26 protein-coding genes and 2 pseudogenes are annotated in these 20884 nt (G+C 61.6%); 12 read left to right on the forward strand and 16 right to left on the reverse strand.

Annotation, left to right across the window (positions count from 1 at the left end; translation table 11 throughout):
• Positions 1-78 precede the first annotated feature (78 nt).
• Positions 79-561: a hypothetical protein gene (locus tag G3I74_RS04960; protein ID WP_164210479.1), complete on the forward strand. Its 483-nt coding sequence runs from the start codon at positions 79-81 to the stop codon at positions 559-561.
• A 112-nt stretch (positions 562-673) separates the two neighbouring features.
• On the opposite strand, the gene G3I74_RS04965 is transcribed toward G3I74_RS04960, so the two are convergent.
• The 5 genes from G3I74_RS04965 to G3I74_RS04985 all read right to left on the reverse strand — a co-directional run bounded on the left by G3I74_RS04965 (position 674) and on the right by G3I74_RS04985 (position 3809).
• Positions 674-811, reverse strand: coding sequence for a hypothetical protein (locus G3I74_RS04965; protein ID WP_164210480.1), 138 nt, complete (start codon positions 809-811; stop codon positions 674-676).
• A gap of 229 nt (positions 812-1040) precedes the next feature.
• Positions 1041-1253 (reverse strand): hypothetical protein, encoded by a 213-nt coding sequence (locus G3I74_RS04970; RefSeq protein ID WP_164210481.1) that lies wholly within the window; start codon positions 1251-1253, stop codon positions 1041-1043.
• Positions 1250-2377 carry an NAD-dependent epimerase/dehydratase family protein gene (locus tag G3I74_RS04975; RefSeq protein WP_203594559.1) on the reverse strand — a complete coding sequence of 376 codons (1128 nt, stop codon included), beginning with the start codon at positions 2375-2377 and terminating at the stop codon, positions 1250-1252. Before G3I74_RS04975 ends, G3I74_RS04970 begins: the two co-directional genes overlap by 4 nt.
• A 256-nt stretch (positions 2378-2633) precedes the next feature.
• Complete coding sequence (locus G3I74_RS04980) at positions 2634-3272, reverse strand: cupin domain-containing protein (protein ID WP_420823066.1); 639 nt, start codon at positions 3270-3272, stop codon at positions 2634-2636.
• Positions 3273-3344: 72 nt separating this feature from the next.
• Complete coding sequence (locus tag G3I74_RS04985) at positions 3345-3809, reverse strand: GtrA family protein (RefSeq protein ID WP_164210484.1); 465 nt, start codon at positions 3807-3809, stop codon at positions 3345-3347.
• 258 nt (positions 3810-4067) lie between these two features.
• Here G3I74_RS04985 and G3I74_RS04990 point away from each other — a divergent pair, with 258 nt between their 5' ends.
• Positions 4068-4334, forward strand: a complete 267-nt coding sequence (locus G3I74_RS04990; RefSeq protein WP_164210485.1) for a hypothetical protein — start codon at positions 4068-4070, stop codon at positions 4332-4334.
• A 36-nt stretch (positions 4335-4370) separates the two neighbouring features.
• Here G3I74_RS04990 and G3I74_RS04995 read toward each other — a convergent pair whose 3' ends face one another.
• Both G3I74_RS04995 and G3I74_RS05000 read right to left on the reverse strand, forming a co-directional pair.
• Positions 4371-4898: a c-type cytochrome gene (locus G3I74_RS04995; RefSeq protein WP_164210486.1), complete on the reverse strand. Its 528-nt coding sequence runs from the start codon at positions 4896-4898 to the stop codon at positions 4371-4373.
• A gap of 19 nt (positions 4899-4917) precedes the next feature.
• The gene (locus tag G3I74_RS05000; RefSeq protein ID WP_164210487.1) at positions 4918-6156 is read right to left on the reverse strand and encodes a carbohydrate porin; all 1239 of its coding nucleotides are present in this window, start codon (positions 6154-6156) and stop codon (positions 4918-4920) included.
• Positions 6157-6354: 198 nt separating this feature from the next.
• On the opposite strand from G3I74_RS05000, the gene G3I74_RS05005 reads away from it, so the two are divergent.
• From G3I74_RS05005 to G3I74_RS05025, 5 genes are read left to right on the forward strand one after another with little or no spacing between them, the layout of a single operon-like run.
• Complete coding sequence (locus tag G3I74_RS05005) at positions 6355-6561, forward strand: FeoA family protein (RefSeq protein ID WP_239056626.1); 207 nt, start codon at positions 6355-6357, stop codon at positions 6559-6561.
• Between the two features lie 41 nt (positions 6562-6602).
• Positions 6603-6833: a FeoA family protein gene (locus G3I74_RS05010; protein ID WP_338063062.1), complete on the forward strand. Its 231-nt coding sequence runs from the start codon at positions 6603-6605 to the stop codon at positions 6831-6833.
• 12 nt (positions 6834-6845) lie between these two features.
• A complete protein-coding gene (feoB, locus tag G3I74_RS05015) occupies positions 6846-9266 on the forward strand; it encodes a Fe(2+) transporter permease subunit FeoB (protein WP_164210490.1) in 2421 nt (806 codons plus the stop codon).
• A gap of 23 nt (positions 9267-9289) precedes the next feature.
• Positions 9290-9484: a FeoC-like transcriptional regulator gene (locus tag G3I74_RS05020; protein ID WP_338063063.1), complete on the forward strand. Its 195-nt coding sequence runs from the start codon at positions 9290-9292 to the stop codon at positions 9482-9484.
• Positions 9472-10065, forward strand: coding sequence for a hypothetical protein (locus G3I74_RS05025; protein ID WP_164210492.1), 594 nt, complete (start codon positions 9472-9474; stop codon positions 10063-10065). Before G3I74_RS05020 ends, G3I74_RS05025 begins: the two co-directional genes overlap by 13 nt.
• 94 nt (positions 10066-10159) lie before the next feature.
• On the opposite strand, the gene G3I74_RS05030 is transcribed toward G3I74_RS05025, so the two are convergent.
• On the reverse strand, positions 10160-10825 hold the full coding sequence (locus G3I74_RS05030; protein ID WP_164210493.1) for a DUF5666 domain-containing protein: 666 nt from the start codon (positions 10823-10825) through the stop codon (positions 10160-10162).
• 98 nt (positions 10826-10923) lie between these two features.
• A complete protein-coding gene (locus G3I74_RS05035) occupies positions 10924-11670 on the reverse strand; it encodes a Crp/Fnr family transcriptional regulator (RefSeq protein ID WP_164210494.1) in 747 nt (248 codons plus the stop codon).
• Between the two features lie 170 nt (positions 11671-11840).
• On the opposite strand from G3I74_RS05035, the gene G3I74_RS05040 reads away from it, so the two are divergent.
• Positions 11841-13067, forward strand: a complete 1227-nt coding sequence (locus G3I74_RS05040; RefSeq protein WP_164210495.1) for an APC family permease — start codon at positions 11841-11843, stop codon at positions 13065-13067.
• Between the two features lie 28 nt (positions 13068-13095).
• Here the strand turns inward: G3I74_RS05040 and G3I74_RS05045 are convergent, their stop codons facing one another.
• Both G3I74_RS05045 and G3I74_RS05050 read right to left on the reverse strand, forming a co-directional pair.
• Entirely contained in the window at positions 13096-13566 is a 471-nt protein-coding gene (locus G3I74_RS05045; RefSeq protein WP_164210496.1) for a hypothetical protein, read from the reverse strand.
• 40 nt (positions 13567-13606) lie between these two features.
• Positions 13607-13915 (reverse strand): ElaB/YgaM/YqjD family protein, encoded by a 309-nt coding sequence (locus tag G3I74_RS05050; RefSeq protein WP_164210497.1) that lies wholly within the window; start codon positions 13913-13915, stop codon positions 13607-13609.
• Between the two features lie 110 nt (positions 13916-14025).
• Here G3I74_RS05050 and G3I74_RS05055 point away from each other — a divergent pair, with 110 nt between their 5' ends.
• Both G3I74_RS05055 and G3I74_RS05060 read left to right on the forward strand, forming a co-directional pair.
• Positions 14026-14619, forward strand: a complete 594-nt coding sequence (locus G3I74_RS05055) for an exopolysaccharide biosynthesis protein (protein WP_164210498.1) — start codon at positions 14026-14028, stop codon at positions 14617-14619.
• 139 nt (positions 14620-14758) lie between these two features.
• A complete protein-coding gene (locus G3I74_RS05060; protein ID WP_164210499.1) occupies positions 14759-15292 on the forward strand; it encodes a hypothetical protein in 534 nt (177 codons plus the stop codon).
• On the opposite strand, the gene G3I74_RS05065 is transcribed toward G3I74_RS05060, so the two are convergent.
• The 4 genes and pseudogenes from G3I74_RS05065 to G3I74_RS05080 form a co-directional block, all read right to left on the reverse strand.
• Complete coding sequence (locus G3I74_RS05065; RefSeq protein ID WP_164210500.1) at positions 15255-16571, reverse strand: DUF4097 family beta strand repeat-containing protein; 1317 nt, start codon at positions 16569-16571, stop codon at positions 15255-15257. The genes G3I74_RS05060 and G3I74_RS05065 overlap by 38 nt on opposite strands.
• Positions 16572-16583: 12 nt before the next feature.
• Positions 16584-17087, reverse strand: a complete 504-nt coding sequence (locus tag G3I74_RS05070; protein ID WP_164210501.1) for a hypothetical protein — start codon at positions 17085-17087, stop codon at positions 16584-16586.
• Positions 17084-17632 carry an RNA polymerase sigma factor gene (locus G3I74_RS05075; protein ID WP_164210502.1) on the reverse strand — a complete coding sequence of 183 codons (549 nt, stop codon included), beginning with the start codon at positions 17630-17632 and terminating at the stop codon, positions 17084-17086. Before G3I74_RS05075 ends, G3I74_RS05070 begins: the two co-directional genes overlap by 4 nt.
• 70 nt (positions 17633-17702) lie before the next feature.
• Positions 17703-18923: pseudogene (locus tag G3I74_RS05080) on the reverse strand (FAD-binding domain-containing protein).
• Between the two features lie 90 nt (positions 18924-19013).
• Between G3I74_RS05080 and G3I74_RS05085 the strand changes: the two are divergent.
• Both G3I74_RS05085 and G3I74_RS05090 read left to right on the forward strand, forming a co-directional pair.
• Positions 19014-19127: pseudogene (locus G3I74_RS05085) on the forward strand (Txe/YoeB family addiction module toxin); the annotation flags it as partial.
• Positions 19128-19197: 70 nt separating this feature from the next.
• A complete protein-coding gene (locus tag G3I74_RS05090) occupies positions 19198-20031 on the forward strand; it encodes a dienelactone hydrolase family protein (protein WP_164210503.1) in 834 nt (277 codons plus the stop codon).
• 13 nt (positions 20032-20044) lie between these two features.
• On the opposite strand, the gene ppk2 is transcribed toward G3I74_RS05090, so the two are convergent.
• Positions 20045-20878 (reverse strand): polyphosphate kinase 2, encoded by an 834-nt coding sequence (gene ppk2 / locus G3I74_RS05095; protein ID WP_164210504.1) that lies wholly within the window; start codon positions 20876-20878, stop codon positions 20045-20047.
• Positions 20879-20884 lie beyond the last annotated feature (6 nt).

Raw genomic sequence — 20884 nt, forward strand, 5'->3', positions numbered from 1 at the left:
TTTCCAGCCTGTCGCCGGACCAGCGCTTGGCGGAACTGGAATCGCGCGTTGCCTTCTTCCACGCCCTCAAGGTAAGTCATGACCCCGAGCTTTCGCGAGATTCTGGAAGTTCTCAACCAACATCAGGTTGAGTTCATCGTTGTTGGCGGAGTGGCCGCCGTGATTCACGGTGCGCCTACAACGACTTTCGACCTTGACACCTTGGTCCGGGTGAACAGGGACAACGCCGAAAGACTGTCCAAGGCCTTGGCCCTCCTCGAAGCTCGATTTCGTGAGCACCGGGAGGTCATTCGTCCCTCAACCGAAGACATTCTTGCTGGCGGTCACCTTTTGTTGATGACGCGTGCGGGGCCTCTGGATATTCTGGGGTTTATCGGCGAGAACCAGCGCTACGAGGATCTGCTCGATGCTTCGTTGGAAGTCAGAATGAATGTCGGGTCGTTGATGGTACTTGGACTGGAGGCACTGATCGCGGAAAAAAAGCGGATGGGGCGGACCAAAGACAGCGCGGCTGTCGAATTGCTTGAGGAAGTTTTGCAGCGTCGCGAACAGCACGATTAAGCAAGCTTGATGAACGACATGCCGACTTCCCTAAAGCGCCCGCGGCGCGGTGCAGGAATCCGGCGACCATTCCATCTGACGGTTCCCGCAAACCTTGCCATGATGGCATGCCTCAGTCCTGCAGCCAGCCGCGCGGCCCCATCACTTGCTCGAGGATCGCATGCCAGGCTTCGGAGTCGCTGATACCCAGAATCACGACCACCGCGGCCATCATCAGAGCCATCCCGAGGGCGGTAGCGATAGAACGCATCGCGCTTGTCAATGTCATTGGCGTTGGTCAAGTCATGTACTCCGAATAGGCTGACGAAGACCCGGCGGTGAGCAATGGGCGAACGCTATCTGCATGGTCCACTTTTTCCATGACAACCCGTGTGGCTGGGAAGAATCATTGTGCAACGCGGCGGTGGCAACCAGCGCCTTGATGGTGCCCAGCACCGGATGGCACGCCGCCGCAGCCAGCTGGGCCAAGCGCCCGTTTATCAGCCCATTCTGGGGCGCTCACCCAGCAAACGCGCCGGCAGCAAGATCAGCCCGCGCAGGAAGGCGAATACGCCCTCAAAAGCAATGCCGATGAGACGGAACGGCAGGCTGATCAGCCAGACCAGGGGCCAGATCATCAGCACCAGCAAGGCCAGCGGCCAGGCCAGCACAAACAGGATGCACCAGCCAATCAACAGGCCAAAGGTCTTCATGACCAGGCTCGCAGGGCGGCCAGGGCTTCGGCTTCGCGCTCGGCGCTGATACCGGCCCGGATTTCGGCCTGGCGTTCCCGGGGCTGTGCGCGGAACCACTCCAGCGTGGCGGCGACGGTGTCGGCGAAGGGACGGAAGGTCATGCCAGCGGCGATGGCTTTGGCGTTGGACCAGGTACTGAAACCCGCGTACTCGCCCTGGCTCGGGATCCAGACCGGCATGTCCGACCACGGATTGATGCCCTGCTCGGCCAGGAACTCAGCCGGGGCCCAGTTGAGTTCGGCGGCCACGCCGGTCACGGCACGAATGCCGTGGAGCATGGCATCGAAGCTCAACGTATAGTCCGGCCCGGCGGCGTTGAACGCCCCGCCGGCCTGCGCTTCGGCCATGCGGATCGTGAACTCCGCGAGATCGCGCGCATCGATGATCTGGACCGGATCACTGCCGTCGCCGGGCGCCAGCACCTGGCCGCCACGGGCTAAGCGCTGCGGCCAGTAGGTGAAGCGATCGGTCTGGTCGCCCGGCCCGACGATCAGGGTCGGCCGGATGATGGTGTGCTGGTCCGGGAACCAGCGCGCGACCTCGCGCTCGGACTCCGCCTTGAGCGGTCCGTAAAGACCCATATTGGCGCGCAGCGTTTCCATGGTCTCGGCCATCGCGTCCTCGCCGGTGTAGGGGAGGATCGCTGCCGTTTCATCCGCTCCGGGCAAGGCATTGGAGGCATACACCGATAAAGTCGAGGTAAAGACGTAGTGCCCGACATTGCCCTGCAACACCTGTCCCGCATCGCGCACCCAGAACGGCAGGGTGGTTGGATTGTCGATGCAGACATCCCACTGCCGGTCCTTTAGCGCGTCAAGATTGCCTTCGTTGCGATCACCCACCAGCTCTTCGACCGGACCCGGCCAGTCCAGCGAGCGGTTGCCGCGGTTGAAGATCGTGACCCGGTGCCCGCGGGCCAGGGCATATCGGACCTGGAAGGGGCCGGTGAAACCGGTACCGCCCAGAATCAGGATACTCAGCGGCCGATCGGCTTTGGCGATCGCGCCTTGCTCCTTCGCCATCACGCGCGATCCCAGGCTGGACAGCGCCACCGCGCCCAGTCCCAGGCCACTGAGTTTCAAAAGGTCTCTTCGTGTCTGGCCCATGTCATGTTCCGAAGTCGAGGTCGATTGTCTTAATCTGCCACGGGCGAACGGCAAAGGTAAATGGGACTAATGGCAGGGGCACGGCGATGGCGAACCTTGGCAGGACCGCATTCACTGACATTCGGGGCGAGTTGGGATCAAAAGAATCAGCCATCAACCGGAAGTCGCCTGGACCGTCCGGAGCCGCAGTCCATCAGCTTTACCTTCAGTCACCCGGCCCGGCCTCTACTGCTTAAGCCAGATGACCGGTCTTGACCCAGATCAGCGTTTCCTGCTCCACCCAGGGCTGGTGAACGCTGCCGTGCGGTGAGCGAATCCAGCTGCCGGCCGGGTAGCGGCCGTGTTCATCAATGAATTCGCCTGATATCACCAGGATCTCTTCGCCACCGTGGTGGCGATGGGCCTGGAAATGCTCGCCGGCCGGCCATTTCACCAGAGCCACGTGCTCGGTCCTGAAGGCGTGCAGGGACATCACCTCCAGCCCACCGATGCCGGGCTGCCAGGTTTTATTTTTAGTATCGATGCGAACCGTGGCCTGATCTTCGGGCTGCATTTGATGGAGTTTGACGAACAGCGTGCAGCCGCTTTCGCTGAACGGTGCATGGCTGCTGCCAGGCGGATTGCGCAGGTAGGTGCCGGGACCGTAGTCGCCAGTTTCGTCCGAAAAGATGCCGTCCAGCACCAGGATTTCCTCACCCAGTGGATGCTCGTGCCGGTCAAAAGCGGCCCCGGCCTCGTAGCGCACGAAACTGGTCGCATGACCGCGCTCGGCATCCTCACGGGCCAGCGGCTTGCGCAGTACCCCGCTGGACGGGCTGGGCAGCCAGTCCAGGGCATTGGCATCAAGGACAACGCGCTCACCGAATTGCATGTTGAGCATGTCAGTGCTCCTTAAAAAGCGAGGCCGAAGTCTACCCGAACCCCGTGCAGGCATGATCCGGGATCAGGCATCAAACACCAGCTTGCGCGAAACCAGAAAATTGAAACTCATCCCGACCACACCGCCCAGCCATACGCCGAGCAGCGGCATGAGGCTGTGCCAGAAAGAGTTCAGACCGGCGCGATCACCAAGATAAACCACCGCAGAAAACACGCCGAAGTTGATTAGTCCGCCAACGGAATGAACGCTGAAAAAACGAATGAGCTGATCGAACAACTTGCGTCCGAAATCAACATGGTGAAAAGTGAAGTAGCGGTTTAAAACATAGCCCGTAGCCATGGCGGCGGAGTAGGAAAAAATACGGGCCAGATAGACATTCATGCCCGGCAGGTCTTTCAGCACGTAAACCAGACCGGCATCAATGATTGAAATGGTGACGCCGACCAGCGCAAATCTAAAAAAAGCAGCGCGATCGCTATCTGAACGGATGCCGCGCTCAAGGAGGTTTTCTGAGCGGTGATTTAGCATAGCCATACTTTAGAGACAGGGTGTCTATGTGGTCGTCAGTGACAAACAGCCTGACTCGGACTCAGGGCAATAAAGATGGCCGAAATCGGGCTTCCAGTCTTGACAGCCAGATGCCGGAGTTTTCTGTTTTTTTTAACCATGACACTTTATTGCGCTGGGATGGAAGGAGTCATGATCATTATTAACGATCTGCAAGGGAACCGCCGAAAATGAAGTCGAGTCCGCTCTTGCCGCAGCGAGGCCGCCAGATCACTCGGCTTGAAAGCTTTACCTCTGAGTGGGCTGACAGCCGCTTTATATGGTTACGCTTGGCTCAAACGTGATGAACCGAAGATGCATGCGGCGGAGTCTTTGGTGTGGATTTTTATCGGGTCGTTTGGTCTTTTCTCGATCACGCTGGCCTGGCTTCTTCCCGACCGCCTGCTGCATTTATCGACCTGGGTGTACTGGTTGCTGATCGTGATTGGTCCTATCCTGGATCAGGTTCAAAACAAACTGGTCAGCCGGCGTTTGCCGGCTGACTAGAACCTCGAACCGCGACAGTCGCTGACTGAGCGGTCTTTATTCGGAGTGGAAAGTCCGCATATAGCCTATCACCTGCCAGGTTTCTTCCTCGGTCAGGAAATAGCGGTGCGGGCGCATCGCGCTGGCGCGATCGCGGCGGCCCGGGCGACGGACGTCGGTATGTCCGGGTTCATTGCTCATGAAATTTGAGCCTTCGCGGGTGATCCAGAACAATTGACCATCGGGTATATCGCGATAGAAGTCACAGGTCAGATCGGGCGGCGAAGGATCAAGATGCCTGCCAAGCGGTCCAGTACCATCACCCTGCTTACCATGGCATTGAGCACAAGCGACCGGTCGGGCACTGTCCTGGTAAAGATCACGCCCTGCGGCCAGCTGATCGGGCGTCATGTCGAGCGGATTGTTCAGTGAACGAATATCTGCTGGCGCCTGGGGTGTCGCAGGATCCGGCTGACAATCGGGGTCAGCCATGGTTGTCATCTGGCTTTCCGGCGTCCGGGCGCAGCCACTCAGCACCAGGGCCAGACCGCAGGCGATCGCGATTGGTAGGAAATACTTGCTCATTGTCGTCTCCCGTTTCACTTTAAAGCGTGATGCCGAGACGAACAGCCACGGCAAGATGATTGTCGATCGCCGGATCAGTGCCCGGGTTGATTGTATATTGCAGCGACGGCTGCACACTCAGCCACGGCAGCGCATCGACCCAGTAGGTCAACTCAATGACAGTCTCACGGCGGTTGACGCGGCCACCTTCGCTATTGACCAGGTTCACAAAGTCATCGCCGTTAACAACCGAGGACACGCCGAGACCCAGAACGTCCGAATCTCGCCCGGGCAGCAGACCCGTATAAACAAGCCCCGCACCCTGGTAACTGCCAAACTGATTGACCGTTTCATCGGCACGCCCGGCCCGGATAAAGCCGCTCAATCCCTGGTCATCGGTACCGGCTTCGGAATACAGCACACCTTCGACAAACCCGTAGAAGCCGTCAGTTCCGTCTTTCGTACCGTTGCCGTCCTGGCGTTCGAACTGGGTCGTATAACGCCAGGCCCCCAGACCGAGGCGCAGGAATTCGAACCCCGCCGGCTGCCAGTCAGCTTCTGCGATCAGGAAGCTCCCGCCGCCATCGTCAAGATCGTACTCGAAGGCCGTGGAGTCTTCAGGATCTCCCGGGATGCCGTCGGTCAACGCCGCGCGCAGGCCAAATTCAGGTGTGATCTGATAGCGCGCTCTCAGCGCGAGCCCGGTGACCGGGTAAACCGAAGGACCGTTGATGCCGGTCTCGGAAAGGTCCAGTCCGGTGCCGAATCCGCCGTTGAGGAACACGCCTGCCGTTTCTTTGGCATCGAACTCCGAGTCAACGGCATACAGCCCGGCCAGGATGCCGAACTGGTCCTGCAACAGAGACTGCTCGTACCAGAGCTCGAGCAAACGCCAGGCGTCATCGGCCGCCAGGTTGCTCGGCGCGTGGATTGTGCCTGACGATCCTCCTGGATCCTCTCCGTGAGTACCCAGCCCCAGGAAAAACAAAGTCCCGCCCCGGATGCCGGCCAGTGCCTCCATATCCGCAGTCATAGCCAGCTCAAACAAATTGGCGACCGTGTCGTCACTGGAAACACCGCCGTCGGCGCTGAAAAAGAAGTCCGTCGTGTTGGCCGCCTCAATCAGCAGCCCCTGTTCGGCCAAATCCGATCGCGTGCCTGCCCAATCGCCGGTCAGTGTCCCTTCAAAAGGTTCTTCGGCCGATGCATGTGAAGCTATTAACAGGCTGGCTCCCAGCAAGGCTGGCCATCGACAAGCCAGTGGTTTCTCGTTGATCATTGCACATGTATTCCTTTGGTTGACATCGGCCGCAGACCGCTCGAGCGACCGACATATCTGCGACTCCCGAATACAGGCTAGCGAAAAATCTTGTGCCAGTATTTGATCTAGCGCAAATCAGACTCATTCCCATTTTGATAAAGTGCAATCATGAAATCCGGAACTGACGCTTCGGCAAGCTCTGCCTTTCCGTTGGCTATGGCCAGAGAAGGCACGCGCGTGCGCATACATAAGCTGGTTGGCGGCAAAGGCCTTGAGATGCGTCTGACGTCTCTGGGTCTGAACGTGGGCAGCGAGATCGTCGTTGCGCTGCATCAGGGCGGCAAGCTGGTCGTCTTGCGCGAAGAAACGCGGCTTGCGCTGGGTGCCGGCATGGCTCACAAGATTCTGGTGGTTGAGCGCTAGGCGTATCCACCGCAACCAACACCGAGAAAAAACAAATGGCAATGAATCTGAAAGATCTGGCCGTCGGCGATATTGGAACAATAGCCGGCTATGCAGCGGGCTCGAAGACGTATCGGAGAAAACTCCTGTCTTTGGGGCTGACACGGGGCACCGAATTCAGCGTGACCCGGTATGCGCCCATGGGTGATCCGGTTGAAATCAAGGTGCGCGGCTTTTCCTTAAGCCTGCGCAAGGAAGAAGCGGCCAGCGTCCTGGTCGAAAAATCTAGCTAGAGCATATTCAATATGACTGAGAAATACGTCGTCGGCGTTGTCGGCAACCCAAACTGCGGAAAAACCACTTTATTCAATGCCCTGACCGGTGCTAAACAGCGGGTCGGCAACTGGCCGGGCGTGACCGTTGAACGCAAGATCGGACTTTACAACTTCGATGAGGTGGCCATTGAGTTGGTCGACCTGCCCGGCACTTATTCGCTGGAAGTCTCGGACGAAGAAGTCTCGGTCGACGAAACCATTGCGCGCGACTACGTGGCCGGCCGCGAGGCGGATCTCATCGTCAATATCGTCGACGCGTCCAACTTGGAACGTAACCTCTATCTGACCTCGCAGCTGCTGGAAATGAACATCCCGGTGCTGGTGGCCATGAACATGATGGATGCCGCCCAGGAGCGCGGCGTGGAAATCAATGCAGCCGAACTTTCCAAACGCCTGGGCTGCCCGGTCGTGCCGGTGGTCGGCACCAGCGGCCAAGGTCTGCCGGAGCTTAAAAAGCAAATCCTGGCATCGGCCCGCAGCAAGGCCACGCCGAACATCAACCTGTCCTATCCAGCGCCTGTCGAAACGGCCGTCGGCCGTCTTATGCCCCGACTCGAAAAACAGGCGAAAGCAGCCAGGGTGGAACCCCGGTGGCTCGCCGTTCGACTGCTCGAGGGCGACTCGCTGGCCCGCCAGATCGCCGGAAACGGTATCGCAGAAGACGAACTGCTCCAGTTACAAACCGAAACAGAAGAGACCCTGGGCGATGATATTGATATCAGCCTGGCCGACACCCGTTATGGCTTTGTCAGCAAGGTGACCAACGGTGTTGTTTCGCGCAAGGGAGAGGTGGCCCGAAGCGCCTCGGACCGGATTGATCGGATTGTGCTGAATCGGGCGCTGGGCATCCCGATATTTCTGCTGGCGATGCACTTGATGTTCATGTTCACAATCAACATTGGCGGCGCCTTCATCGACGTTTTCGATATCATCAGTGGAGCGATCTTCGTGGACGGTTTTGCCCACGTGCTGGGCATGATTGGTTCTCCGGAATGGTTGACCGTTCTGTTGGCCAACGGGGCGGGCGGCGGTATTCAGGTCGTGGCGACCTTCGTGCCCATCGTCGCTTTCCTGTTTTTATTCCTGTCCATCCTTGAAGACTCCGGCTACATGGCCAGAGCGGCATTTGTGATGGATCGCTTTTTGCGCAGTATCGGCCTGCCGGGCAAGTCGTTTGTCCCCATGATCGTCGGCTTTGGCTGCACGGTCCCTGCCGTGATGGCCACCCGGACACTGGAAAACGAACGTGACCGGCTTATGACGATGACCATGGCGCACTTCATGTCCTGTGGGGCACGGCTGCCCGTCTATGCTCTTTTTGCCGCGGCCTTCTTCGCCGCCTGGGCGCAGCACGTCGTCTTCCTGCTCTACCTGATTGGTCTGATCGCTGCCATCCTGACCGGACTGGTCCTGAAGAACACTCTTCTGCGAGGATCGGTCACTCCTTTTGTCATGGAATTGCCGCCTTACCACTTGCCGACCATCAAGGGCATTGGGCTACGGACCTGGGAGCGCACCAAGGGGTTCATGTTCCGGGCCGGGCGGGTCATCGTACCCATGGTTCTTGTGCTCAATGTCCTCAACAGCATTGGCACCGACGGCAGCTTCAACAATGAAGACAGCGATCGCTCGGTACTGTCCGAAATTGGTCGAACCATCTCACCGCTGTTTTCGCCGTTCGGACTAAACGAGGAAAATTGGCCGGCATCGGTCGGCATCTTTACGGGCCTGCTGGCCAAGGAAGCAGTGGTCGGCACCCTGGACTCGCTTTACAGCGATCTGGGCGAACAGGACACGGTCGCCGCTTCCAGGCAGGTTAGCCCCAACCCGCTGAGCTGGCGAGCCGACGGCAGCGAGGCCGTCCTCCCGTCAGAGGGCGCCGATGAAGATGCCTTTGATCTGTTCGGCGCCATTGGCGAAGGCCTGGCCACTGTTCCGGCCAACCTGGCCGACGCCATGGGTACCTGGCTTGATCCGCTAGGCCTGAACATCGGCGATGTCGAAGACCAGGAAATGGCCGCCGAAAGCCAGGAAGTATCCGTCGACACCTACGGGGCCATGGCGCAACGCTTCGACGGCCAGGCGGGAGCTTTTGCCTACCTGCTGTTTGTTCTCCTGTACTTCCCCTGCATCGCTGCCATCGCAGCCGTCTACCGTGAGGCCGGACGACGCTGGGCGCTGTTTGTTGCCGGCTGGACGACGGGTTTGGCCTATGTAAGCGCGACAATCTTTTACCAGGCAGCCATATTCAGCCGCGACCCCGCGAGTTCGGCGGCCTGGATTGCTGGCATGCTTGCCATTTGTGCCGTCGTAATCGGCGCCATGCGCTATCACGGACAACGCAAAACCGCACACGCTATTCCTTTGAAAGTCGTCGGTGAAGTACCGTGATACTGTCTGAGCTTCGGGACTACTTGAAGCGCAACAAGCGGGCCGCGCTCGCGGATATGGCCATGCGTTTTCGCACCGACCCCGATGCCTTGCGAGGGATGCTTTCCAAGTGGATCTCGAAGGGCCGAGTGCAAAAACTGCCTTCCGGTACGGCGTGCGGCGGCGGATGTTGCCGCTGCGATCCGCAATCGATCGAAATCTACGAATGGCGCGGGTGAAAGCGCCCGGTGCGGCCGAAACGGTGCTGGTCACGGGTATCCACCGCGAGGAGCTTAACTTCGGCGACCGCGTCACCAAGCGCTGCGCCTCGGACGAGATCGATGTGCTGCGCATTCCCGAAGGGGTATCCCAGCGCTGTCGCGATGTCGACCAGCAGTTCTATCACGAAACCCGCCAGCGCGAGCTCTATTTACAGCTGCGCCAGCAGGTCAAAGGGCGCTATCGCCTGTTGATCGATCTGCACAGCGGAACCGACGAGGCCGGGCCCGGCGCCGACATCTATTGCCGCGATGCTGAACTCCTTGAATGCATCGGCTTGCGTCTTAATGAACGGGAACCCGGCGACCGCGTGCGCCTGGTCCGCATCGTCGATGCGCACGAGCGCGCCGTCGCTGCCGGCCCCCAAACCGTCATTGATGCCGAGGCGCGAACCAGCATTCCGCCAAGCATCTGGGCCGGGGGGCGACCGGTCTATGTCGGTCTTGAAGTCTATCTGCCGGAGGTGGCGGGTACCGATGAGGCCGAAACGCTGGCCTGCCGGCTGATCGGTTGCATTCAGTCCTGCACCGTGCCGCGCTAAGGCCGGCAGGCTGCGCTTAGAAAGAGCAAAAGGGCCTGCGCTTGCAGGCCCGAACAGATTATTGTGCATTTCTTGAAGATTGATCCCGGCTGGATCAACCCGACAGCGTGACCACGCTTTCAGCCAGCAGGTCCTGATCGCCGATAAAGTCGGCGTCGATGACGGCGTCGACACTGACCCGATCGCCGACGTCGATCTGCTGGAATCCTTCATCATCGAGCGGATCGTAGGGCAGCGCGGTGGTGTCCACGCTCAATTCCGTCGCACCGGTATCGATGGTAAAGGTGTTGGTCATTGGGCTTGCCGACTCAACGGTACCGATATAGGTCAAATCACCGGGAACCACATCGGTTGTGACCACCCATGCGCCGTATTCTTCTTCGTCAGCCGGGCTGGCGTAGAAGAAGGTGTTGAGATCTTCGACGTAGACGCTTCCGGCCTCGATAGTCGTGTTGGCAAACAGGTTCTGGTCGACCTTGCCGTAGACAGTGACGCGATCGCCATCCATCAGCGGCCAAGCGTCGCCGAAGGTATCCCAGTCGTCCATTTCGACGGTGATCATGCCGTCGCCGTAGTCCAGCCGGAAGCTGTCGGGCGTGGTCGAGGTGACGGTACCCGCCAGGCTGATCCACGATTCATCCGGCTGCTCTCTCGGATCCTGAGCCTGGACCGAAAATGCCAGACCACCGGCCATCAGCGCAACCGCCAGCGCCTTCTTGGTAAAAACCTTGGTTGTATTTGGATTGTTTGGATATTTCATGATTCGACCTCCGGTTGGGAGTGAAAAGTCTTTCCGCGGCGAACGACTCGCCTGCGAACAACCCCATCACAACAGAACTGGCGAGGCCACACATCAACCTAGGTTAATGTTGACGCCTTCTGGAGGTACTGCTTGGGCGGGAGCGCGTTCTTGCTAAACCCGCACAGCTGCTGCAGCTCAAGCGGCTCAAGTACGGTCAGGCCGTCGGCTCCCGTTTCCACCAGCCCCCGTTTTTCCAGCTTGCGGCAGCAGCGATTGGCGTGGACATGGGAAATTCCCAGCGCATCTGCGATCTGCTTCTGGGTAATCGGCATCGTCATCGCCTCGGCCGGCGGCGTGCCTGCGGCGAGCATGCGCTGCTGCAGCTCGACCAGCAAATGGGCAATGCGACGCGTGGCGTTGAGCGCGCCGATGCGAAAGATCTGCTGCTCCAGGACGCGCTCGTCCTGAGCGCCGATCCAGCACAGCGCAACGGCCAGCTTGCCCGATTGGCGAAACGTCTCCATCAGCTCGGTACAAGGGATCTCCGCCAGCGAGCCGTCGGTAATCATCTCGACCCCGGCATCGCTTTGGTCGAACAGCGCACCATACAGCCCGATGCTGTCTCCGGGCAGCAGAAAGTTGACGATCTGTCGCGCTCCGTTCGGCCCCGAGCGAAAGCGCACCGCCCAGCCGGACAGCAGAATCCGGGTGCACTCGAACCGGCTTCGCTCCGCCTGGACGGTGCATCCGGCCAGGTAGTCGCGCGTGCGTCTTTGCAGCTTTTCCAGGATCGCGATGTCATCGTCATCGACGATCCCGATGTTTTTCAGTCGCGCCTGCATCACCATTGATCTCCGTCCCATGGGCGTCAGCCATGCTTGGCGCCACCCCGTTAAGAAAGGCTACGACATTCATCCGCCACAAGCCGCCGAAGTCGCCAATTTGGGTCAGAAAATCGTGGTGGGCAGGGTTTTCTGCGCCAGTTGGCCGTCGCCGGCCCGCCAGCGGCGCTTTCGCGCTACCGTAGATCGGCATGAGCGGTGAGACCAGAAAAAGTGCCCTGAAGCGCGAGGTCGGCCTGGTTCAGCTGACCTTCTACGGCACCGGGACCATCCTCGGCGCCGGCATTTTCGTTGTCATCGGCGAAGTCCTGGGGGAGGCGGGTGGACTGGCGCCGCTGGCCTATTTGCTGGCCGCCGTCGTCGCGCTGACCACGGCGCTGAGCTACTCGGAAATGGCGGCGCGGGTGCCCACGGCCGGCGGTCCCGTCGACTACGTGGAGCGCGCGTTCGGTCGGCGCTGGCTGGGTTCGCTCGCCGGCTGGGCGCTGATCGTGGCCAACGTCGTCTCAGCCGCGACCATCATCACGGGGTTTGTGGCCTACCTGTCGAGCTTCATCGCGGTCAGCGACTGGCTGGCAACGATCTTGGTTGCAGTCGCGGTGGTGGGTGTGGCCGCGGCCGGGATGAAGGAAAGCGCCTGGCTGATGAGCGCCACGACGTTGATCGGGATCGGCACGCTCCTGGTCGTGCTCTGGGCATTGCGCGACGGCTTTGTGGCGGCACCACAAGCCATCGCCGCGGCACCGGCGCAGATCGACGGCTCGGCCGGGGCAGCGTTGCTGGGTGGCGCCTTCCTGGCGATCTATTCGTTCATCGGCTTTGGCGACATGGCCCAGGCGGCCGAAGAAGTACGCGACGTCAAGCGCGTTATGCCCAAGGCCATGGTTCTGTCGCTGGCCGTGGTTTTTCTGTTCTACCTGAGCGTATCGGCCGCGCTCGTCGGAGTCGGCGGACTCGAGGAACTGGCCGCGGCCAAGGCGCCGCTGGTGGTGGCAGCCGGGCGCGAAGGCTGGCCGGAACTGCCGATCGCCCTGGCCAGCCTGGCCGTGATCGTCAACGGCGCCCTTACTCAGGTGATCGCCTCGGCCCGGCTGTTGTTCGATGCCGGCCGCGACGGCCGCGGTGCGCCGGCGATCCTGGGGAAAGTCAGCGCGATGACCGACACCCCGCTGGCGGCGACGCTGACGGTGGGCGGCGTTGTCCTGGGGCTGGCGCTGTTGGTGCCGCTCAAACAGCTTGCCACGGGAACGGGTTTTGCCATTCTCGTGGTCTTTATCGGCGTCAACGCTTCGCTGATCGTGTTCAAGCGCCGCGAACAGCCGGCGGAGGTGCCCGACGTCCCCATCCTCATTCCGTGGATCGGGGGCTTCGTCTGCGCAGGCGCGTTGATCGGCCAGCTTGCGCTGTACCTGGCCTGAGCGTCTCGGGGCTTTTGCTAGTGGGCCACTACTCGTCGACCCGACTGCCGCGCTTGCGGTCTTCGGACTCGGCGCGCTGCAGATAGGTATCCAGCAGCACCCTTCGCACCGCCTGGCTATAGCCGGCGGCCACGCCGAGCACCAGCGTCGTCAGCGCCGCCTTGTCCGGATGGTCGCGCACCCACTGGGTCAGCATCGGGTCGGCCTGCTTGGCCTGCTTGCGCAGAAAGGCCTCGAATTCTTCGCCGGGATCCAGCGCCTCTGGGGGCGGACGCTTCTTGGCCGAAGGCGCCGATAATTTGGCGATCAACAGTACGAAGGCGATCAGAACAATGCCCGCAGCAGCGGTCACCAGCGCCGCCAGCGCCGGCGACAGCATTGGCAGCAGGCTGAAATAGCACGCCAGCGCCAAAAAGGCGATCACGCAAACCACCAGCGGGATCACGATCAAGGCCGTGATCGCGCCGGTCTCGGCTTTCTTTTTCAGACGCTCAAACATGCTGCAGTTCCGGCAGGCGGGTCAGTCAAGGCTGACCGGCTCAGCGGTCCAGTAATTTACCGAGAATGAAGCCCAGGCCCAGGGCAATGGCCAGGCTGGTCATCGGCCGGTCCTCGATTTCGCTTTCGAACGAATCCCAGCCGCGGCGAACCTGCTGGCCCGACCGGTGGGCCGCATTGCTCAAGCGCTCGCGGCCTTCTTCGGCAGCGTCTCGGATTTTATGGCTCCCTTCGCTGGCGCTATCTTTTGCCATCTTGGAAATCGACTTACCGATCTCGGAGACATCAGATTTAAGGCTGGCGAATTCTTCCCTGAGTTCCTTGAGTTCCTTGTCGGTTGCGGTCGTCATGCGAGTTCCTTTTTTGATCGGTACCCGTTGAACGTATCATGGCCCGATCCAAGCTTTCTGTTTTTGCCCGAAAAAAACCCATTCAGACAGGCCTTCGGCCGCGATCAGCCATGGACCCTGACATCAGAAGCCTGCGGCAGTTGCTCAATACGCTTCGCACCATCGATCTGGATCACAGTCCAGTAGATCTGGACGACATTCTTCAGGTCACGGGACGGCGTTCGTTCGGGCCGATCCTGCTGGTTGCCGGGCTGGTGACGCTCGCGCCCCTGATCGGCGACATTCCGGGTGTGCCGACGCTGATGGCACTGCTGGTGATCGTCGTTTCGGTACAGCTGCTGGCCGGGCGGCGGCGTATCTGGCTGCCTCGGTTCCTGCGCGAGCGCTCGATCACGCGACCGGCGCTTGAGAAAACCCTGGATCGGCTGGAACGCCCGGCCCGGTTCATCGACCGGTTCTTCCGTCCCCGCCTGAGTTTTCTGGTCATGGGGCCCGGCAGCCATGTGATCGGAAGCTCGGCGCTGCTGGTGGCGCTGATCATGCCGATGCTGGAGTTCATCCCGTTCAGCGCGACCCTGGCCGGAGCCGCACTGACCGCTTTTGGCCTGTCGCTGATCGCGCGCGATGGCTACCTGGCGATTTTTTCGCTCGGAACGACGGCCGCAGTGATCGCGCTGGTGATCTATCAGGCCATGACCTGGTAGATGCTTGAACAGCGGCTGATCGACTGTCCGTCAACAGCCGACATCAGAACTTCATCCAGACGCAAACCCATCCCGAGATGGATGATTAATGTCCGGATCGCGGCTTGTGCTCATTAGCGATCTGCACCATGCTTTATTGATGAACAGAACGACCACCGACAGCAGTCTTGCCGCGCGCGCGGCCCGGATCGCAGCGCTGGCGCAAACGCTGGTGCGCCGGATTCGCCTGCTGGGCTGGTTGGGGCTGGTCTCGGCGGCCTGGCTGTGGCTGGTGCTGTTCGTGATTCTGGGTTCGATTCCGCATTTCCTGCTGGCCGTTCCGGCTGCGGTGATCGGACTGATCCTGCTGCTACCGGGCGCGGTGGTGCTGCTGACCACGCTGGGGCTGGACAGCCTGGGCCGCCTGCCGCAGCGCCTCGGTGCAGGCAGCTCCGCGCCGCCCAGCGCCCCTGCCGCCACGAGGCGCGGCCCGGTCGCGCTACTGCGCAAACTGTGGTCGATACGCCGCGAGATCCTCGGTCACCGGCTTGCGCTGATCCGCTACGCCGGCGCCGTTCGGCTGTTCACGCTGCCGTTGCTGCTGCTGATCAGCCTGGCCATCCTGGCCTGCCTGTTTCAGGTCGTGGTGGCGCTGGTCAGTCTGCCGCTGATCCTGCTGTTGGTGGTGCTTTAGCTGGCTGAGTGCGGCCAAACGCCACCGGGTCGTATGCCGACAACCGATCTGCATCGGGGCACTCGACCTGCTCGAACTCAAACCCCAGCCGTAGCACCGGGGCCACCCGCCCGCCCCCGTGAATCTGTTCAAGCTGTTGCAGCCGGAAGCAGTACAGCAACGGCTCAAGATCGACGACTTCCAGTTCCACGGCTTTGAGTCCTTCCTGCCGAGCGAAGATGCCGGCGCTGTCTAGCGGCAGATCAAGCAAACCGTACTGGCCTGGTTGCAGGGCCATGAGTGTCTGGCCATCGATGCCCACCTCGATCGGCGCATCCCGTACCGGCATGTTCGGCTGACCCCAGGCCATGGCCCTGAGTGACCCGTCCGACAAAGGCTCGCGGTAGACCAGGACACGCGCTGGTGGCTTGTATTCTTGAATGCTGATCGACCCCTCCACCGAGCGCAATTCAACAAGAACCCGGCCCGGACCGCGACCATGAAAGAGTTGACGGTTGCCGCTGTGTCCCGTCTCGACCGCACCCCCGAAGGCGCTTTCGATCGAGCCCCGATGGGCCTCGGCGCGCACTTCAAGCGGCGTCTGTGCCGGCAGCTGAAAAACCAACGGGCCGGAGTGGCTGCGAGCGCGCAATACCGCGCCCTCGCTGGGCTGGACGCGCACTCGAGTCTCACCCGAAAGACTTTCCAGATCCAGATCAGAGAGCGCGGAGAGGTCCAGCCGAACCGGCCCGGAAACGGTCTGCACCGTCAGTCGCTGGCCCTGCCCGCGCACGCGAATTCTGCCGTCGATGGAGCTGAGGCGGGTCTCGTTGCGGGCCAGTCCGGCCAGATCCAGCGCGGCATCAATGCTTTCTACAAACAGTCGGGCCGGACGGGAACCGTGGATGCTGACCGAACCGCTGCCTGTTTGCACCCGGACCAAAGGACCCTGCAGTCCGCTGATCGTCAGCAGGCCATCGCCCAGGTCCACCTCCAGTTCGGCGTGCCGCGGCAAACCAATCTCAACGGCTCCGCTGCCCCGCTGTGCCGGCGAACCGAACTCGACGGACCAGTGGCTGGCATCGCCACTGATGGCGGGTTCTGCCAGCAAACCGTCCGTCGGACCAACGATCAGATGGTCTTGGTCATGTCCGGCAATCACAAACTCGCCGTTGGGCGCGGTCAGACTCAAACGACCATCCGGATGCATGCTCCTGGTCATGAAGACTTCAGCGGGCAAGGGGTCGCTTGCAGCCAGCATCATCCAGGCCAGCGCGAGCGCAATGGGCGGTGTCTTCATCAATAAGGCTCCTTACAGATCATGGTTGTGGCGAGCTGCCAGACGCGTCGCCGTTGAGTTCAGATCGGCCTGGCGCAAACGGGCTTCGGCCAGAAACTCCAGCAGCAGCTGGTTACCGGGCTCATGTTTCAGCGCAGCCTCAAGCGCGCGCATGGCGGCTTCGTTTTCTGCGGTCGCAGCCTCCACCGTCTGGCATGAGCGCTGCAGGCCAACAGCAGGGGCAGCAGCTTCCCGCACGGTCTGCTGTGGGGGCACCGCCACCAGCGCCGAATCCTGCAACGGCCGCATCGGCAACAGCAGCAGCGTACCGATCAGAGCAAGGCCGGCGACAGCCGCCGCCAGCGCCATTCGGCGCGTGCCGAGTCGGCTCGGCGTGCGGCCACTCTGGTCGGCTGGCAGTGCCTGCATTCGGTCGGGCAGAACTTCTTGCAGCCGTTGCCAGACCGCATCAGGCGGCTGGCAGGATCGGGGCAGCGACTCGAGCCGGCGGTCCAGCTCGTGGTCGGAAATGCTCATGACAGAGACTCCTTGAGAATTTGGCGGGCACGGTGGAGCTGGGCTTTGGAGGTGCCGGGATCAATGCCCATGGCTGCGGCGATTTCAGCGTGACTCAAACCTTCCAAGCAGAACAGCACCAGGACTGCGCGCGCGCGTCGTGGCAAAGCGGCAACCGCTCGCTCCAGATCCAGATCGGCTGCCGGCCAGGGCGGCTCGGGCATGGTCTGTGCCTCAAGCACCAAGGCGTCGGTCACCAGGGCCACGCGCCGACGGTCCGACAGGGCCAGGTTGATGCTCAGGCGCTTGAGCCAGGCACCAAAGCGCGCCGGTTCATTGAGTTGATCCAGCTTGCGCCAGGCGAGAAGAAAGCTGTCCTGCAGCCAATCCTCGGCCAGCGCCAAACGGCCGCCGCCCAGACGCCACAGCATCGGCATCAGCCGACCGGCGTGGCGCTGGTAGAGCTCAGCAAAGGATTGCTGGCAGCCTCGCTTGCAGCGCTGGACGAGAAGTTCGTCAGGCGTCTGTGCCGCGGCAGCGTTCTGGCATCGGGCATCCATATCCATAAGGGACGCCTTTGCGGCGGAAAAGGTTGGAACTGTGCCAGCTTTAAAGGAGCGGCGCCAGCGCCGAGACTCAGATCAAGCCGGCTTTCTGAAGCAGCTTGGGAATCTTGCGTTTGAAGGGGAAAAAGCCCTTGACCGCGTGCGGCCAGGCGCACGCGTCCCAGACGTTGCGGACCCGGTACAGCGTGATAGCGCGCTGATCCAGCTCGCGCGCCAGCCGCTCGAGCCCGTCGGCCAGCGGTCCGACCGGGGCTTCGGAAGTGACGACGGTCGCGACGCCGGCAGCCTGCGCCTGGCGACAGATCGCCCCGGCGTCAAGATTGTCCCGGATTACCAGTTCGAAGTCCTGTTCTTTGCGCAGCGATTCGGCGGCATCGGCAGCCGCTGCTTGGACGAAAGCCTCGGCCTTGTCGCCGAACGGCCAGGGGTGTTGCTGATGACCGCCACCGACAACGACCGCACCGCGCAGATCGAATTCACCGCTCAGACAAGCCGACGCGCTCAGATCATCCCCGTGCACCAGTAAAAGCGCCGGCTTGTCGCGGGCCACGGCGGGCGGTTCTTCCAGGGCTTGGCGCGAATACGGCGCTTCGTCGCGAACAGGATCGGCGGTTTCGGCCAGGCCGGTTGGCCGGTAGCGGCCACCGGTGTATTTCTCGATATTGTCCGGCCGGGCCAGGTAGGTCTTGCCCGCGGTCTGGATGCCGGCCACCCAGCGCCAACTGAGGGTGTTCGAGGCTGGATCGGCATCGAGCAGATGACGCAAAAAGAAGTCCGCGCCCAGCGTCCAGGGCAGCTTCAGGGTAAAAATCCAGATCGAGGCAAACCACATGCGCACGTGGTTGTGCAGGTAGCCGGTGGCGATGAGTTCCTGCGCCCAGTCGTCGAAGCACTCAATGCCGGTGCGGCCGGACTCGGCCTCGGCCAGGGCGCGCGCCAGACCGCTGCTGGCCTCGGCCCGCCCGCGCTCAGTATCACGCTCGGCGAGGAAATCCCGCCAGACCTGCGGCCGCATCTGCAGCCAGCCTTTCCATTAGGTTCGCCAGAAGACCTCCTGGATGAACTTCTCGGCCTGGCTGGGGCTGTGCTGTTCGACAACCGCGGCAATGACCTCGCGCTCGGTCAGGATGCGATGGCGCAGATAAGGCGAAAGCATGGAAACGTTGGACTTGAACCCGGGACCGGGATCGGCGTTGCGCTCGGCGGCGTAAGCGCGCCCGGCGCGCGGGACGAAATCGGCCAGGCGGGCCAGGGCGGCTGAGCGGCTCGGCGGGAATAGATCCAGCGGCACAGGACAACTCTTCACGACAAAGGGGTGCGGATTAAGCGTGCCCCATTGTCAGACCAGCCAGCCAAAGCTTCGTGAGCGGGACGGCACCTAGACCGAGCCGGCGCCTACTCGCGACGCATTAACATCCAGTATCGTCTGGTCTACCAGGTGCTTGAGGAAGAACGCGTCATCAAGATCCTGCGCCTGTGGACGCATTACGAGTAACCCGACCAAAGTTGCACGACCCAGACGTTATAGTCCCGTCCTGACCCGACCCAGTTCGAGGAAAACAAAGATGCCAACCCTGACCCGCTTGACGCGACTGCTGGCCATCGTGCTGACCACCTCGGCGCTGTCCCTGGCGGCCGCAGCACCCGAGGACGTGATGATGCGCGCCATCTCCGGCCAGTCCGAATCGATCGAAGGCCGTGAAGTGGCCTACTTCGACGAAGACCCGGCCACGCGCGGCTACCTGGCCGTGCCCGAAGGTGACGGGCCATTTCCGGCGGTGATCCTGATCCACGAGTGGAACGGCGTGGTCGAGCGCATCCGCCAAACCGCCGACGCCTTCGCCGCCCACGGCTATATCGCTTTCGCCGCTGACCTCTACCGCGGACAGACGGGATCGAATCGCGACGAGAACATCGCCCTGATGCGAGAAGCCCGGGCCGATGAGGACACCATCATCCGCAACCTCGATGCGGCGGTGAGCTGGGTGCGCGAGAACACGCCGGCCACCGGCAAGGTCGCCACCGTGGGCTGGTGCTTCGGCGGCGGCCTGGCGCTGTCGTATGCCCTGGGCGGCGAGCGTCACGAGGGCACGGCGATCTTCTACGGCTCGCTCTTGGACGACCCGGAAGCGATGTCGCACATCCACCACGAGGTCTATGGCACGTTCGCCGAAAACGACCGCGGCATCCCGGTCGCCGAAGTCGAGTCCTTCGTCGACGCGCTGCGCTCAGCCGGCATCGACAACGACGTCCACATCTACGACGACGTCGACCACGGCTTCTGGCTCTACACCGAACGCGACCCGGCCAACAACCGCCCGGCCGCAGCTCATGCCTGGGAACGACTGAAGATGTACCTGGATCGGGTCATCGGCGGAAAAGCCGAATCAGACTCCTAGCCGAGAAAGCGTCTCAGTACAGTCGCTCGACGTACGACTCGATCGGCTTGCGCACCCGGTCTTCTTCGTCATTGGCCCACTTGCGCGGCGGCAGTTCCGGGGCCGGCGGCGGCTGGTCTTCGTAAGGGACTTTCTTGAGAATGTGGGCGATGCAATTGAGGCGGGCGTGGCGCTTGACGTCGGCATCGACGAAATACCAGGGCGAGACCTCGGTATCGGTGTACTTCAACATCTCGTCCTTGGCCTTGGAATAGTCAGCCCACAGGTCGCGCGCCTTGATGTCCATCATCGACAGCTTCCAGCGCTTGGCCGGGTCCTCGACCCGGGCCTTCAGGCGCGCTTCCTGCTCGCGTTCGCTGACCGAGAACCAGTACTTGATCAACTGGATACCCTCGCTGATCAGCATGTCTTCGAACTCCGGGCACGAGTGCATAAAACGCTGAACCTGTTCCTCGGTGGCAAAGCCCATCACCCGCTCGACGTTAGGCCGGTTGTACCAGGAGCGGTCGAACAGCACGATCTCGCCGGCCGCCGGCAGGTGCTCGACGTAGCGCTGGAAGTACCATTGGGTCTTTTCGCGATCCGAGGGCACGCCCAGGGCAACGGTGCGAACCACGCGCGGATTGGTCATGTCGGTGATGCGCTTGATCACACCCCCCTTGCCGGCGGCATCGCGGCCCTCGAACAGAATCACCACGCGCCGGCCTGACTCGACCACGCTGTGCTGAAGCTTGACCAGCTCCAGCTGCAGGCGGCGCAGTTCCCGCACATACACCTTCTTTTTCAACTTGCCCTTGGCGTTGTAGTCCTGCGGGCCGAAGCGGCGATTGTCTGACAGTTCCTGCATGTCTGC

Origin of the sequence: Wenzhouxiangella limi (assembly GCF_010499265.1) — a bacterium.
Lineage (GTDB): Bacteria > Pseudomonadota > Gammaproteobacteria > Xanthomonadales > Wenzhouxiangellaceae > Wenzhouxiangella > Wenzhouxiangella limi.

What these genes read in the sequence shown, in the direction of transcription:
- G3I74_RS05000 (WP_164210487.1), bottom strand. Translation starts at nt 6,156, where the DNA reads ATGATCAACGAGAAACCACTGGCTTGTCGATGGCCAGCCTTGCTGGGA.
- ppk2 (WP_164210504.1), bottom strand. Translation starts at nt 20,878, where the DNA reads ATGCAGGAACTGTCAGACAATCGCCGCTTCGGCCCGCAGGACTACAAC.
- G3I74_RS04985 (WP_164210484.1), bottom strand. Translation starts at nt 3,809, where the DNA reads ATGCTAAATCACCGCTCAGAAAACCTCCTTGAGCGCGGCATCCGTTCA.
- G3I74_RS05065 (WP_164210500.1), bottom strand. Translation starts at nt 16,571, where the DNA reads ATGAAGACACCGCCCATTGCGCTCGCGCTGGCCTGGATGATGCTGGCT.
- G3I74_RS05045 (WP_164210496.1), bottom strand. Translation starts at nt 13,566, where the DNA reads ATGTTTGAGCGTCTGAAAAAGAAAGCCGAGACCGGCGCGATCACGGCC.
- G3I74_RS05030 (WP_164210493.1), bottom strand. Translation starts at nt 10,825, where the DNA reads ATGAAATATCCAAACAATCCAAATACAACCAAGGTTTTTACCAAGAAG.
- G3I74_RS05055 (WP_164210498.1), top strand. Translation starts at nt 14,026, where the DNA reads ATGGACCCTGACATCAGAAGCCTGCGGCAGTTGCTCAATACGCTTCGC.
- G3I74_RS05060 (WP_164210499.1), top strand. Translation starts at nt 14,759, where the DNA reads ATGAACAGAACGACCACCGACAGCAGTCTTGCCGCGCGCGCGGCCCGG.
- G3I74_RS05035 (WP_164210494.1), bottom strand. Translation starts at nt 11,670, where the DNA reads ATGGGACGGAGATCAATGGTGATGCAGGCGCGACTGAAAAACATCGGG.
- G3I74_RS05075 (WP_164210502.1), bottom strand. Translation starts at nt 17,632, where the DNA reads ATGGATATGGATGCCCGATGCCAGAACGCTGCCGCGGCACAGACGCCT.
- feoB (WP_164210490.1), top strand. Translation starts at nt 6,846, where the DNA reads ATGACTGAGAAATACGTCGTCGGCGTTGTCGGCAACCCAAACTGCGGA.
- G3I74_RS05090 (WP_164210503.1), top strand. Translation starts at nt 19,198, where the DNA reads ATGCCAACCCTGACCCGCTTGACGCGACTGCTGGCCATCGTGCTGACC.
- G3I74_RS04965 (WP_164210480.1), bottom strand. Translation starts at nt 811, where the DNA reads ATGCGTTCTATCGCTACCGCCCTCGGGATGGCTCTGATGATGGCCGCG.
- G3I74_RS04970 (WP_164210481.1), bottom strand. Translation starts at nt 1,253, where the DNA reads ATGAAGACCTTTGGCCTGTTGATTGGCTGGTGCATCCTGTTTGTGCTG.
- G3I74_RS05050 (WP_164210497.1), bottom strand. Translation starts at nt 13,915, where the DNA reads ATGACGACCGCAACCGACAAGGAACTCAAGGAACTCAGGGAAGAATTC.
- G3I74_RS05025 (WP_164210492.1), top strand. Translation starts at nt 9,472, where the DNA reads ATGGCGCGGGTGAAAGCGCCCGGTGCGGCCGAAACGGTGCTGGTCACG.
- G3I74_RS04980 (WP_420823066.1), bottom strand. Translation starts at nt 3,272, where the DNA reads ATGCAATTCGGTGAGCGCGTTGTCCTTGATGCCAATGCCCTGGACTGG.
- G3I74_RS04960 (WP_164210479.1), top strand. Translation starts at nt 79, where the DNA reads ATGACCCCGAGCTTTCGCGAGATTCTGGAAGTTCTCAACCAACATCAG.
- G3I74_RS04995 (WP_164210486.1), bottom strand. Translation starts at nt 4,898, where the DNA reads ATGAGCAAGTATTTCCTACCAATCGCGATCGCCTGCGGTCTGGCCCTG.
- G3I74_RS05040 (WP_164210495.1), top strand. Translation starts at nt 11,841, where the DNA reads ATGAGCGGTGAGACCAGAAAAAGTGCCCTGAAGCGCGAGGTCGGCCTG.
- G3I74_RS05070 (WP_164210501.1), bottom strand. Translation starts at nt 17,087, where the DNA reads ATGAGCATTTCCGACCACGAGCTGGACCGCCGGCTCGAGTCGCTGCCC.
- G3I74_RS05005 (WP_239056626.1), top strand. Translation starts at nt 6,355, where the DNA reads ATGGCCAGAGAAGGCACGCGCGTGCGCATACATAAGCTGGTTGGCGGC.
- G3I74_RS05010 (WP_338063062.1), top strand. Translation starts at nt 6,603, where the DNA reads ATGAATCTGAAAGATCTGGCCGTCGGCGATATTGGAACAATAGCCGGC.